At 70.3% G+C, this 13,129-nt stretch carries 13 protein-coding genes; 6 read left to right on the plus strand and 7 right to left on the minus strand.

What is annotated here, in order from left to right; genetic code table 11:
* Positions 1 to 161: 161 nt before the first annotated feature.
* Positions 162 to 944: a thioesterase II family protein gene (locus ACFW47_RS25770; protein WP_386283858.1), complete on the plus strand. Its 783-nt coding sequence runs from the start codon at positions 162 to 164 to the stop codon at positions 942 to 944.
* A 22-nt stretch (positions 945 to 966) separates the two neighbouring features.
* Here ACFW47_RS25770 and ACFW47_RS25775 read toward each other — a convergent pair whose 3' ends face one another.
* The 4 genes from ACFW47_RS25775 to ACFW47_RS25790 all read right to left on the minus strand — a co-directional run bounded on the left by ACFW47_RS25775 (position 967) and on the right by ACFW47_RS25790 (position 4,975).
* Complete coding sequence (locus tag ACFW47_RS25775; protein WP_386283856.1) at positions 967 to 1,908, minus strand: acyl-ACP desaturase; 942 nt, start codon at positions 1,906 to 1,908, stop codon at positions 967 to 969.
* A 133-nt stretch (positions 1,909 to 2,041) separates the two neighbouring features.
* Complete coding sequence (locus ACFW47_RS25780; RefSeq protein ID WP_386283854.1) at positions 2,042 to 2,563, minus strand: hypothetical protein; 522 nt, start codon at positions 2,561 to 2,563, stop codon at positions 2,042 to 2,044.
* Between the two features lie 272 nt (positions 2,564 to 2,835).
* Positions 2,836 to 3,774 carry a sigma-70 family RNA polymerase sigma factor gene (locus ACFW47_RS25785; RefSeq protein ID WP_386283851.1) on the minus strand — a complete coding sequence of 313 codons (939 nt, stop codon included), beginning with the start codon at positions 3,772 to 3,774 and terminating at the stop codon, positions 2,836 to 2,838.
* Positions 3,775 to 3,784: 10 nt separating this feature from the next.
* Positions 3,785 to 4,975: an NAD(P)/FAD-dependent oxidoreductase gene (locus ACFW47_RS25790; RefSeq protein WP_386307274.1), complete on the minus strand. Its 1,191-nt coding sequence runs from the start codon at positions 4,973 to 4,975 to the stop codon at positions 3,785 to 3,787.
* 512 nt (positions 4,976 to 5,487) lie between these two features.
* On the opposite strand from ACFW47_RS25790, the gene ACFW47_RS25795 reads away from it, so the two are divergent.
* The 5 genes from ACFW47_RS25795 (at position 5,488) to ACFW47_RS25815 (ending at position 9,289) form a co-directional block, all read left to right on the plus strand.
* On the plus strand, positions 5,488 to 5,691 hold the full coding sequence (locus ACFW47_RS25795; RefSeq protein WP_042169227.1) for a cold-shock protein: 204 nt from the start codon (positions 5,488 to 5,490) through the stop codon (positions 5,689 to 5,691).
* Positions 5,692 to 6,038: 347 nt separating this feature from the next.
* The gene (locus ACFW47_RS25800; protein WP_386283846.1) at positions 6,039 to 7,532 is read left to right on the plus strand and encodes a DEAD/DEAH box helicase; all 1,494 of its coding nucleotides are present in this window, start codon (positions 6,039 to 6,041) and stop codon (positions 7,530 to 7,532) included.
* An 87-nt stretch (positions 7,533 to 7,619) separates the two neighbouring features.
* The gene (locus ACFW47_RS25805; protein WP_386283843.1) at positions 7,620 to 7,994 is read left to right on the plus strand and encodes a CBS domain-containing protein; all 375 of its coding nucleotides are present in this window, start codon (positions 7,620 to 7,622) and stop codon (positions 7,992 to 7,994) included.
* 49 nt (positions 7,995 to 8,043) lie between these two features.
* Entirely contained in the window at positions 8,044 to 8,358 is a 315-nt protein-coding gene (locus ACFW47_RS25810) for an SCO5918 family protein (protein ID WP_386283841.1), read from the plus strand.
* A gap of 727 nt (positions 8,359 to 9,085) precedes the next feature.
* Positions 9,086 to 9,289, plus strand: coding sequence for a cold-shock protein (locus ACFW47_RS25815; protein ID WP_386283838.1), 204 nt, complete (start codon positions 9,086 to 9,088; stop codon positions 9,287 to 9,289).
* A gap of 221 nt (positions 9,290 to 9,510) precedes the next feature.
* Here ACFW47_RS25815 and ACFW47_RS25820 read toward each other — a convergent pair whose 3' ends face one another.
* From ACFW47_RS25820 to ACFW47_RS25830, 3 genes are read right to left on the minus strand one after another with little or no spacing between them, the layout of a single operon-like run.
* Positions 9,511 to 10,842: an MFS transporter gene (locus tag ACFW47_RS25820; RefSeq protein ID WP_386283834.1), complete on the minus strand. Its 1,332-nt coding sequence runs from the start codon at positions 10,840 to 10,842 to the stop codon at positions 9,511 to 9,513.
* Positions 10,843 to 10,890: 48 nt separating this feature from the next.
* Positions 10,891 to 11,901, minus strand: a complete 1,011-nt coding sequence (locus ACFW47_RS25825; RefSeq protein WP_386283831.1) for a PDR/VanB family oxidoreductase — start codon at positions 11,899 to 11,901, stop codon at positions 10,891 to 10,893.
* 1 nt (position 11,902) lies between these two features.
* Positions 11,903 to 13,036 (minus strand): Rieske 2Fe-2S domain-containing protein, encoded by a 1,134-nt coding sequence (locus tag ACFW47_RS25830; protein WP_386283828.1) that lies wholly within the window; start codon positions 13,034 to 13,036, stop codon positions 11,903 to 11,905.
* Positions 13,037 to 13,129 lie beyond the last annotated feature (93 nt).

The following is a 13,129-nucleotide window of genomic DNA, read 5'->3' on the forward strand; positions in this document are numbered from 1 at the left end:
TCGGCGGCCGCGGGCACCGCGCCGCCCCCCCCCACGCGGACCCCGCCCGCCCGCGGGTCTCTCCGCTTCATACCGCCCGTCGACCGTCGACGGGCCTGCACCCGTCGGACCGGCCTTCCCGCCGGGGACCGGTCCCTCCCACCGAACGCGAGGACTGCCCGGTGACCCCACACGACGGCTTCCGCCCCACCTCGCCCCCCTCTCCCTGGACCGCCGCCGGCGTACCCCGTCCAGGTGCCGAGGTACGGCTGTACTGCCTGCCCTTCCTGGGCGGGCCCGCCTCCTTCTTCCTGCCGCTGGTGCCCGAGCTGCCCGGCTGGGTGGAGCCCTACCCGGTCGAGCTGCCCGGATACGGGCGGCGCCTGCGAGAACCCTCGGTGCGCGACGTGCCGGAGCTGGCCCGCAGGCTCGCGGAGGAGGTCGACCGGGACGCGGCCGGCCGCCCCTTCGCGTTCTTCGGCCACTGCGGCGGAGGACTGCTCGCCTTCGAGGCGACCCGTCACCTCAGACGCCGGGCCCTGGCCCAGCCGACGCTGCTCTCGGTCTCCGCCACCCCGCCACCGCACGGGTGGCACCTGCTGGTCGCCGAACTGCGGACACGTCCGCTCCACCGCCTGCTGCCCTTGTTCCGGGAACTGGCCGCGCAGCGGGCCTTGCACGCGTCCAGCGCCAACGCGGTGCTCAAGCGCGAAGTGAGCGTCTACCTGCGTTACCGGTACCGGGAGGAGGCACCGCTGGACTGTCCGATCAGCGTGTTCGGCGGACGCGAGGACTCCGTCGTCCCGCAGGACGCCGCCCGTACCTGGTCCGAGCTGAGCCGTGGCCGCGTCCGTCACCGTGTCTACCCCGGGCGGCACTTCTACATCGACGACCGGTGGCCCGAGGTCGCCCAGAGCCTCGCCCGGGATCTGCGCGGCGCGCTCGACCCGGTCGGCTCTGTCTGAGAGGGCCGTGCGGGGGTGGCGGTCAGGCGCCGCCGACGACGTCCGGGCTCATCCGAGCGAAGACCGAGCGGAACCGGGCGGCGTTCCGCTGTACCTGCTCCAGGTGCAGCCCGATGCGCTCGCGTGCCTGGTCGCCGACGGCCGTGAGGTCGGTGCGCCCCCACACTCCGAGGGTGCGAAGCAAGGGCAGGAGGACGTGCTCACGGTGGATGTCGAGGTTGTAGATGCCGGCGGCGGCGATCCGCAGGGACCGTTCCTGGAAGCCGGGCAGGTTGGCTCCCGGCATCCGGAAGTCGCAGATGACGCCGGCCAGCGCGGTGACCGCGGCGTCCGGATCGAGGTCGATCGCCGCCCGGAACAGGTCGCGGTAGAACAGCATGTGCAGGTTCTCGTCGGCCGCGATCCGGGCCGTCAGCTGCTCGCCGAGAGGGTCTCCGCAGGCCTTGCCGGTGTTGCGGTGGGCCTCGCGGGTCGCCATCTCCTGCACGGTGACGTAGGCCAGGCTGTGCAGCACACCGGGCCGGCCGCTGTCGAAGCCGCGCGACAGGTGCGCCATGCGCTGCTCCTCCAGATGTACGGGATCGAGGGCGCGACGGGCGTGCAGGTAGCTGCGCAGGGCGTAGGCGTGCCGGTCCTCCTCCGCGGTCCACCGGTGCACCCACGTGCCCCAGGCGCCGTCCCGGCCGAAGACGGTGGCGATCTCGTGGTGGTAGCTGGGGAGGTTGTCCTCCGTCAGCAGACTGACGGTGAAGGAGTCCTGGACGGCCGCCGACATCAGGGACTGGCCGCGCCGCCAAGGCTCGCCGTCCAGCGGACCGTCGTAGTCGGTCGCTTCGCTCCACGGTACGTAGGCGTGCGGGAACCAGGATCTGGCGGCGGCGAGGTGGCGGTCGAGCAGACGGGCCACGACCGGTTCCAGGGCCTCGAGGACACCGACCGTCGCGGGAGTGTGATCGTCGGACACAGGGACCTCACAGTGCGGTTTCCGCCGAGCGGCGGGCCGCAGCCGGACCGGCGGAGGCGGTGGGTGCCAGAGCCGGCCCGGCCACGGGTGCGTGACGGAGGAGCGGCACGCGTGCCACCCCGGGGACGGTGTGCTACCAGCCGGCCTTCACGCTGCCGTACGACTGCCGGCAGGTGGCGTTGGTCGCTTCGACGGAGAGTGTCTGCATGGCGTTGCCCCAGACCTTCTTGGCCACGGTCTCAAGGCCCCGGGTCTCCGCGGGGATGGTCGGTGCGTACTTCTTGAGCGCTCCGATGGCCGCGGTGGTGAACTTGGTGCACGCCAGCCCGTCGGTGTTCTGGTAGCGGGTGTCCAGGTTCCGGGCCACGGCCGCCCCGTTCGCGGTGGCCCACTTGTTCCACGCCGCGCACGCGGTCTCGGTGAGCGCCTTCTGGTCTGTCTCGTCGAGCGCGGCAAGCTCGTCGAGGATGGCGGTCTTGACCTTGTCGGGGACCGTGAACTGCTGGACGGGGAACTTGTCCTGGGCTTCCGTGAGGGCTGCCTGGCACGCGGGCGGCAGTTCCACCGCCTGGGCGGGGGTGTGGCCGACCAGCAGTGCGGCGGGGATCACGCTTGCGGCGACGACAGCGCGCCGGAACGCACGACGAACGGTCATGACAGGAGCTGCTCCTTGCGTGTGTGGGGGTACGGACCGGGCTCAGACAGCAGCCCACACAGGTAAACGGCCGATACCCTCGCAGGTCACGGCGGGTCACTCGCAACCGGCGTGTCGCTCGGGCGCATCAGGCGAGGTGGCGCGGTCCGGAGCCGCATGGTGGACCGGCGCGCTGCAGTGACTTCGGCCCGCACGCGGCCTGCCCTTCGACGCCGGCGTCGAAGGCGAATCGTCCTCGCCCTGACCAGCTCACTGAATTCCGGTCGCTCTGGTCACCATGCGTTGATGACCGGCGCACCGGGTTCGTGCTGCCGCCACGCCTGATTGAGGCGCGCGAGCCGGTTCGCGGCGGCGATGCCGCGCAGGGAGGCGATCCTGCCGCCAGCGACCTCGAACGCCACGGCGCCCACGACCCGGCCGTCGACCACGGCGAGGATGGCGGGGGAGCCGTTGACCAGCGCGAAGTGCATCGCGGGCGAGCCGCCGGCCAACCGCCGCTTCGCCGGTGTGGGCTTGAAGCCGGCCCGTACGTACGAGGCGATACGCTCGCGCGTCTTGTACCGCAGCAGTCGCCTGGCCAGTCCGGCACCGTCCGAGACCGCGGTCGCGTCGGCGGTGAGCATCGCCACCAGCCGTTCGGTGCGTCCGGACGTGGCCGCGGCGAGGAACTCCTCCACGATCCGGCGCGCGGACGCGGGGTCCACCTCGTCGCCGCCGCGACGCTCGGCGGCGACCCGCCGTCGTGCCCGGTGGACATGCTGCTGGCTCGCGGACTCGGTGATGTCGAGGATCGCGGCGATCTCGGCGTGGGGGTACGAGAAGGCCTCGCGCAGGACGTAGGCGGCCCGCTCGACCGGCGAAAGGCGCTCCATGAGGGTCAGTACGGCCAAGGACACCGATTCGCGCTGCTCGAATGTGTCGGCAGGGTCGAGCATCGGGTCGCCCTCGAGAAGCGGCTCGGGCAGCCAGTCTCCGGCGGCGCGCTCGTGGCGCGCCTGCGCCGAGCGGAGCCGGTCGAGACAGAGGTTGGTGACGACCTTGGTCAGCCACGCCTCCGGTACCTCGATACGTTCACGGTCCGCGGCCTGCCATCGCAGGAACGCGTCCTGCACGGCGTCCTCGGCGTCGGAGGCCGAGCCGAGGAGACGGTACGCCAGGGAGGCCAGCCGGCCCCGGCTGGCCTCGAACCGATCGACGGCTGCGCTGTCCATGCGGAGGAGCCTATGCGGCGACCCTCGCACCGGCCCGGTCAGGTGCGGGGGACAGGCGGCGCTTGCGCTTCGGCATGCCGAAGGTCGGGTGGGCGACACCCCACCCGGCCCCCTTGAGCACGCCCGACTTGAGCCAAGCGGCGGTCCGGCCGCCCAGGTACCAGGACCTCGACCGGACGTCCCCGTCCACCGTCTGGAAGATCGCGTCCCGTCGCCCGAGACTGATGTGGTTGCCGTAATACTTCAGCCCAGTGGTCGGGACCGCGCTGCCCGTCAGGCGCGCGATGATCGCTGCGGTCGCCTGCATGTTGGTACAGCCGGCGGAGGCGCAGGACATCGGGAGCGGCCGGCCGTTCTCGCCGATCGCGTAGGCGCAGTCACCGGCGGCGTAGACGTCCGGGTGCGAGACCGATCGCGTGGTGCGGTCGACGACGATCTGGCCGGTCTCCGCGACCTTCAAGCCGCTGGCGGCCGCGATGGGGTGTACGGCGAACCCCGCCGACCACACGGTCACGTCGGCCGGGACGGACGTACCGTCGGCGGCGATCGCCCGGGTCGGCTCGACGGCTGCGACGCCGGTGTGCTCATGGACGGTGATGCCGAGCCGGTCGAAGGCGTGGCGCAGATGACGGCGGGCCTTCGGGGAGAGCCAGGCACCCAGCTCGCCGCGGGCGGCGAGCGCGACCGAGAGGTCCGGCCGGGACTCGGCGAACTCGGTGGCGGTCTCGATGCCGGTCAGGCCCTCACCGACGACCAGTACGGTGCCGCCCTCGCCCAGGCCGGCCAGGCGCTCACGCAGACGCAGCGCCGAGGACACGCCGGTCACATCGAACGCGTACTCGGCCACGCCGGGGACGTCATGACGGGCTACTGAGCTGCCGAGCGCGTAGAGAAGCGTGTCGTACGCGAGTTCGTCGTCGCCGTCCTCGTCGGTCACGGCGACGGTCCTGCGCTCGGGGTCGACACCGGTGACGCGGGCCAGGCGGAGCCGGATCCCGGTGCCCGCGAATACGTCGGTGAGCTTGCGTGACGCGAGGTCCTGGCCGATGGCGAGCTGGTGGAGCCGCATCCGCTCGACGAAGTCGGGCACGGCGTTGACGACGGTGATCTCTGTGTCGGCGGGGGACAGCCGGCGGGCCAGGTTTCCGGCGGCGAAGGCTCCGGCGTATCCGGCGCCCAGTACGACGATGCGGTGCTTCATGGTGACGCTCCTGTCTCGTTCGCGTGCCCCTTGAACGAGATGGCACGTCGGTTGCTGACAGGAGCCGGATGTGATGTGGGTCACTAAGCGGAGGGGGTGGTTGGGGCTGCCTCCTCGGTGGCGGAAAGCCCCTCCTTTGCCGATCGCTTCACCATGCCGCCTCGCGGAGGCGCCGAGGATGCTGGCGCGGCGGCGGATCGGGAAGGCGCGGTCCTGTTTGCCCTCGAGGGAATATCTGTACTCGCGGGAAGAGCTTTTTGCGAAACGTGCGGGCAGCTTCCTTGCGGTAAAAAACAGAGGAGAATTGCGTAACGCGTCAGGGCTGCCACGGTGTGCTACTGTCGTTCTCAGTTGCAGTTGTGGTTCCCGAACTTCAAGTGCTCTCCGTCTGCCGCTGTGCAGAGGGAAGTGCTTTTGTATCTCCGGTCTTTTTCCGGACGGGGTGATCATCGCGGCGACATGAGGTTCGCAAGGTGCGGACCTCGTATGCACTGCCCCGAAGGAGAAAAGACATGGCTACTGGTACCGTGAAGTGGTTCAACGCGGAAAAGGGTTTCGGCTTCATCGAGCAGGACGGCGGCGGCGCTGACGTGTTCGCCCACTACTCGAACATCGCCGCTCAGGGCTTCCGCGAGCTGCTCGAGGGCCAGAAGGTGAACTTCGACATCGCGCAGGGCCAGAAGGGCCCGACGGCCGAGAACATCGTTCCCGCCTGACGCTGATTGTCACACACTTGTAGCTGGGGCCCGCATCCTTCGGGGTGCGGGCCCCAGCTACATGCGTTTCCCGCAGGGATTTCGCCTGTGGACGCCGCCCCGGACATCGTTGGCTCACCGCCACGGATCGTTCTCCGGGACGCGGCCGCAGCCTTCATCGCTGCAGCGCGGTGGACGCTCAGAATATCGAGCCCACACCGCGCCATCCATGCCAGCACCCTGCGCCTGTGCGAAGGTTCTCCGTTGGCCAGATTCGCCATTAAGGCCCACCGGCCCATTCTTGCAATTCTCCTGGCGTTCACTGCGCGGGAATTCCTTGATATGTGCCGCGTCGAGGAAGGTTCCGCATGAACCGCACACACACGAACGACCGTATGGCCCGCGCCCGCAGCGGCAGTGCCGACTCCGGAAGGGGCGGCAGCCGTTTCGGTTCGCCGGCCGCACGCCGATCGGCCGGCCCGAGCCGCTCCGGCGGACACGGTCGCCGGCCCGCCGCTGTTCGGGGAGAGTTCGCGCTGCCCAGGACGATCACTCCCGCGCTTCCCGCAGTGGCGAGCTTCGCCGACCTCGACATGCCCGGGGAACTGCTGACCGCGCTCGGCTCGGCCGGCGTGACCGTTCCGTTCCCGATCCAGGGCGCGACCCTGCCGAACTCCCTCGCCGGTCGCGACGTTCTGGGCCGGGGCCGTACCGGTTCCGGCAAGACCCTGGCCTTCGGGCTGGCCCTGCTGGCCCGCACGGCCGGACAGCGAGCCGAGGCCAGGCAGCCGCTGGGTCTGGTCCTCGTACCGACGCGTGAGCTGGCGCAGCAGGTCACCGACGCGCTCACGCCGTACGCCCGGTCGGTGAGGCTGCGCCTGGCCACGGTCGTGGGCGGGATGCCGATCGGCAGGCAGGCGAGCACGCTTCGCGGTGGCGCCGAGGTCGTCGTCGCCACCCCAGGACGTCTCCAGGACCTCATCGAGCGCGGCGACTGCCGGCTGGACCAGGTGCGGGTCACCGTCCTCGACGAGGCCGACCAGATGGCCGACATGGGCTTCATGCCGCAGGTCACCGCCCTGCTCGACCAAGTGCGTCCCGGAGGCCAGCGCATGCTGTTCTCGGCCACCCTGGACCGCAACGTCGACCTGCTGGTACGCCGCTACCTGAGCGACCCCGTCGTGCACTCCGTCGACCCGTCCGCAGGCGCGGTCACGACGATGGAGCACCATGTGCTGCACGTCCACAGTGCCGACAAGCACGCGGCCACCACCGAGATCGCCGCCCGCGACGGCCGGGTGCTCATGTTCCTGGACACCAAGCACGCCGTCGACCGCCTCACCGAGCACCTGCTCAGCAGCGGAGTACGCGCCGCCGCCCTGCACGGCGGCAAGTCTCAGCCGCAGCGCACCCGCACGCTGACGCAGTTCAAGAACGGGCACGTCACCGTGCTGGTGGCGACCAACGTCGCGGCGCGCGGCATTCACGTCGACAGCCTCGACCTCGTCGTCAACGTCGACCCCCCGACCGACCACAAGGACTACCTCCACCGCGGCGGCCGCACGGCCCGCGCCGGCGAGTCCGGCAGCGTCGTCACCCTGGTCACCCCGAATCAGCGCCGTGCCATGACCCGCCTCATGGCGACGGCCGGCATCGTCCCGCAGACCACTCAGGTCCGCGCCGGCGCGGAAGCCCTGCACCGCATCACCGGCGCCCAGGCCCCCTCGGGCGTCCCCGTCGTCATCACCGCCCCGGTCGTCGAGCGCCCCAAGAGGCGCGCCGCCTCACGGGGACGGCGCCGCCCGGTTCCGGCGGCCCGGTACGCGCCCGGCGGGCGGTCCGCCACCGACTCGGCAGCCTAGAACCATCCTGTTCAGAAGGACGAGCCATCAGTTGACCCAACTCCGCGGAGGCACTTCTTGACGCTGGTCCACGCGCAACCCCGCCCGATGAACACCGACGTCGCGCTCAGGACGGTCGCCGACGCGATGGACGCGGCCGGACCCCAGGTCTGGGACGACATGACCGTCGAGGTGGCGCTGTCCGTCATGGCCGCCGCCCGCACGGGACACCTCGTGGTCTGCGACCAGGACGGCCAGTACACCGATCTGGTCACCTGGGACCGGCTCACCGCCGTACGGGACGGATCCGGGTACTCGGACCGGGTCCGTCTGCGCGACATCGCCGGAAGCGACGGGCCCGTGGCCTCCCCGCTGTCCTCGGTGGCCGAGGCCGAGCAGGCGATGCGTCACTGGCGGCTCGGGTCCCTGCCCGTGGTCGACGAGCACGGCAATCCCCTGGGCATCGTCGCCCTGTCCCGCTGAACCGCCTCACCACGGTCAGCCCCCGTCCCTCTTCTCTCTGTGAGGCATCATGCGCTGTGTCATCGCCCGCTTCCCGTTCGAGCTCACCAAGGGTGGCGTGCTCGAAGCGATGAAGGACGTCAAGCCCGAGCCGGTCACCGGGGACTCGGTCATCATCGGACGCCGCCACTACCCCGCCAAGCAGGTCGGCCAAGTCATCACCCGTCAAGACCGGCGTGACTTCAGCAGCGGCGAAGTGTTCCGGGCCATGGCACGGCTCGGCTTCACCTGCCGCACTGCTCCGGAGGCCGCCACCGTGAGCACGCGGATCGTCGACCCGGTCGAGCGGGCGTCCGTGATGCTCGGCGCTCCCGCGGTCGCCTGACCCGACGGAACAGGCGCGAACCATCAGAGGACAGGGCGCCCACCAGCTTCGAAGGCGGGCCCCTTGGCCCGCGAACAGAACAGGTCCGACGGACGTGGAGGACCGCCGCCAGGTCCCCGCCGGATTCGGCCGCCCGGCGCCCTGCCCTGGGAGTACGACGCCGAGCGCACCGACCCACCCGCCACCTCGCCCGCGCGTGCCCAGGGTGAGGGCAGGCTCGAAGCTCTGTGCCGTTCGGCCCAGGGGACCCGTGCTCTCCATCGGACTGCGCAGCTCGGCGTCCTTGACCCGCTTGGCCGTCTCCGACCTTCGTCCGCAGCGGGCAGCGACTTTGTGAAGTCTCTCGTTCCCCGTGACCTCCTCGGGGCCGCTGCATACGTCAGCTCACCGGCTCCGGCGGTCTGGGTGTTCTGCCTGCATGTTTTGACACGGAATGCCGACCGTTCCACCGTGGGAGGAGAGCTGCATCCTGACGCAACAACGGCGACAAGGGGGTGGGCCCCGTTCCCTGTGCGGTCTTCACCACACACGTCGCACGGTGGCCGGCTGCCTGCGTCGTCACGGGCGTGACGGCTCGGCCGGTGGCCGGGCTCCTGCATCCGGGGCGGTACGGCGCGGTGACCCGCCTTTCGCCCCCCCCAGCACCTGGACCGACGGCGAAGATCGATCACGTGGCGGGTTGGCAAAGGGCTGCCCCGCTCCCGTTCCCCAGTGAAGGAGACAGGCCATGGCCACTGGCACAGTGAAGTGGTTCAGCGCGGAGAAGGGCTTTGGTTTCATCGAGCAGGACGGCGGCGGACCGGACGTCTTCGTCCACTACTCGGCCATCACCGGCGGTGGTTATCGGGAGCTCAACGAGGGCCAGAAGGTCAGCTTCGACGTCGCCCAGGGTGACAGGGGCCCGCAGGCAGAAAACGTCAGTCCAGCCTGATCAGGAGACCGGACCGCACGGCCCGACGATGCCCCGGCGCACTGCTGGCCGACCGCGGCTACGACCACGACGAGCACCGCCGCCTGCTCTGACAGCGAGGTGTCCGCCCCGTGATCGCGAAGAGAGCCCGAGTCACCGCCCAGGCCAACCCCACCGGAGGCCTCACCGTCACGAACCTCCCTGACTGACCGCGCCTACGGCGGGGCGCGGGCAGAGCAGGGTCAGACGGCGAGTGCCTCCTTCGCCGCGGGACTGGACTCGGGGTCGTACCGGCGCAGGCCCACCAGGACGAGTGCGCAGAGGGCGACCACCATGGCGGCACCGACGTAGAGCTGCGTCGCGGAGGCACCCGAGTCCTTGAGCAGGCCGGCGACGGTCGGGGACAGGATGGCGCCGATACGTCCCATCCCGAGTGCCCAGCCCATGCCTACACTGCGGACGTTGGTCGGGTAAAGCGGCGGACCGACGGTGTACGCACCCGCGATGCAGCCGTTGATCAGAGCACCGACGACGACGCCGATGCCGAATCCGAGCCACAGGGCCGAGGTGCTCACGATGAAGACGATCATCATTGCGGCCGAGAGCAGGGAGAATCCGATCAGTACCGTGCGCGGTGTACGCACCCGGGCGGCGACGCCGTAAAGGACCGAGCCGACCGTGCCCCCGATCGAGATCGCCATGCCGGCGGTGACCGCCGCGCTCTCGGAGAGGCCCTCTTCGACCAGGAGCGTGGGGGTCCAGCTGTTGACGAAGTAGAAGCCGAACATGATCGTGACGAAGATGAGCCAGAGCAGGATCGTCGGGGTCAGCAGCTGCTTGAGCCATCCGGAGCCGGCCCGTTCGGTGTCCAGCCGGGTGGCGGCCGCCCGGTCGAGGTCGGCGTCCGTGACGGACTCCATCCGCATCCGGGCCAGTGTCCGGTTGATCCGCTCCAGCGCGCGGTTCGGACGGCGCTGCTCGAGGAAGGCGACCGACTCGGGCAGGATGAGGGCGATGACGATCAGGGCGAGCAGGGTCCCGACACCGCCGGCGTAGAAGACGATCCGCCAGTCGCCGCCCACGGTGGCCTTGGCGACCAGGCTCGCGGCGGTGGCCCCCACGCCGTATCCGGCGGTGTAGATGCCGATGGCCAGACCGCGGTTCCTGGCGTTTGAGAACTCACTGGCGATCACGTTGGTGCTGGCCAGGATGGCTCCGACACCGATGCCGGTGAGGAGGCGGAAGGCGCCCATCACGGTCGCCGACGGTGCCGCCGCCGCGCCGAACATCCCGATTGTGCCGAGGGCGAGGCTGATCAGGACCAGCGGGCGCCGGCCGATGACGTCGGCGAAGGGGGTGAGCAGCATCGAGCCGATCGCCATCCCGATCAGGCCGACCGAGACCAGCAGGCCGAACTCTGAGCCGCTGAGCGCGAACTCCTCGGTGACCGACGGCCCGGTGAAGGCGACCGCCATGACGTCGAAGCCGTCCAGGCAGTTCATGAACGTGCACAGGGCGACGATCAGCCATTGGTAGCCGCTCATCGGTGCCTGCGAGATGCGTGCGGTGATCATGGGTGTCCAGGTGGTGAGGGGTCCGTGCGGACCCGGTGGTGCACCGGCTCAGGTGAGGCGGAGGGAGAGGACAGCGGGATCGTCCGGGCCGCTGCCGGATGCCACGGCCCGCGAGACGCACAGGCACAGCCTGTTGGAGCGTTCCTTCTGGGGCTCGCTCAGGAAGACGTCGCGGTGGTCGATGGGGCCGGTGGAGTCGATCACCTTCGCCAGACACAGACCGCACTCGCCCTTGCGGCAGTCCGAGAGCGTGTCGACCCCGGCTGCCCCCAGGGCGTCGAGGATCGAGGTGTCGGGTGCGACGGTGATCTCCCGGTCGAGGTCGGGGAGGCGTACCAGGAACTCCTCGGCCGGGTAGCGGCCGCTGGAACCGAACGTCTCGAAGCGCAGATTGGTCGCCGGCAGGCCGTGCTCGGCCCAGCTGCCCGAGATGGCGTTCATGAGCCCGATCGGGCCGCACATGTAGAGTTCGGTGCCCGCGGCGGCGGGCGTCCGGGCGATACCGGCGACGAGGTCGTCGACCGCCAGCGAGGTGCCCTCGTCGTCGACGTGGACGCGGACGCGGTCGCCGTGCTCGGTGACCAGTTCGTCGACGTACGCCATCGAGGCGCGGCTGCGGCCGACCAGTACCAACTGGTAGTCGGCGCGGCGCCGGCGCAGCGCGGAGGCCATGGCCACCAGCGCGGTGACGCCGATGCCGCCGGCGACGAGTACGTAGCGGGCGGCGCCGACGGCGAGGGGGAAGTTCTGCAGCGGCCCGGTGACGGTCAGCTCGTCCCCGGCCCTCAGCCGGTGCATCGCCGCCGAGCCACCCGACGAGGTGGGGGAGAGCCGGACACTGAGCGTGATGCGGCGGCCGCCGTCCTCGGAGCGCACCACGGAGTAGGAACGCACCCGGCGGGCGCCGTCCCCGGTCTCGATGTCCACGTCGATGTGTGTTCCGGGCGCGGCGTGCTCGGGCCGCTCGGGGGCCAGGACGATGCGGCGGATCCCGTCGGCGACGTCGGAGACCTCGACCACCCGGGCCCGCTGCCGGCGAGTCTGTGTCTGCACCGCCATCTCAGGCCCCCTGACCGGCGGCCGGCGCGGAGGAGGGGCGCCCTTCGGCCGCGAGCATGCGCTCGAGGATCTGGCGTACCCACATTCCGCCGGCGTCGATGTTGAGGCTGTAGAACTCGTGCTCGGGGTTCGTGTCGATGGCGCGCTGCTGGGCGCGCAGCATCTCCTCGTCCTCGCCGAAGACCCCGTGCACCGCTTGGCGCAGCTGGGTGGTGATGGTCTGGCTGTCCAGGCGGTAGTTGCGCATGAACGCCCAGAAGTAGTGGGAGCTGCGGTCGGTCTCGGGGGTGATCGTGTTCATCACGTACCCGTTGACGCCCTGGCTGCGGTCCCCCTCGGGCGCACCGGTGCCCGCCTTCGCCACACCGACGTCGATGCGGATCGTGCCCGGCGCCTCGAAGGTGATGATCTGCCAGCGGTCGACCCTGCCGGAGAAGCCCGGGAACTTGTCCCGCATGTTCTTCAGCCAGAAAGGCGGGGCGTCGATGTCGCGCATCCACCTGGTGACGGTCACCGTGTTGCCCTCATGGGTCACGTCGAACTCGGCCTCGGACAACTCTTCCTGGCCGATGCTGGAGGAGTGCACGAACTCCTCGTGGGTGAGGTCCATGAGGTTGTCGAGGATGAGCTGGTAGTTGCAGTCGGCGTGGATCGTCTCGCCGTCGCCGGCCCAGGCCGGGTCGTCCATCTGGTGCATGTCGGGCACGGTGGCCGGATCGGCGAGGTCCGGATCGCCGACCCAGACCCAGACGTACCGGTGACGCTCGACGACGGGGTAGGAGGGGACCACCGCGCTGGGGTTGATGGTCTCCTGCGCGGGCATTCCGGTGCAGCGACCGGTCGCGTTGTAGCGCAGGCCGTGGTACGGGCACTGCAGCTCGTCGCCCAGGATCCTGCCCTTCGACAGCGGGGCGAGCCGGTGCCAGCAGGCGTCCGCGAGAGCTGCCGCGCGGCCCTCGGTGTTGCGCCACAAGGCCAGTGGCACGCCGGCGACCGTACGGGCCAGCGGCTGCTTGCCGGTGACCTCGTGGTCCCAGGCGGCGACGTACCAGGCGTTGCGGGGGTGGTTGAAGATCTTCGCGGCAGCGGTGGCCGGTGGCGCGGTGCCCGTTGGGAGGGAGGTGGTGCGGGACATGAGAACTCCCTATGGAGAGAGGTATGTGTTGCGCGGGCCACAAACTAACTATGGATATAGTTAGATGGCAATAGCCGGTAGCCTGGGAAATTC

Origin of the sequence: Streptomyces sp. NPDC058796, assembly GCF_042745235.1 — a bacterium.
Lineage (GTDB): Bacteria > Actinomycetota > Actinomycetes > Streptomycetales > Streptomycetaceae > Streptomyces.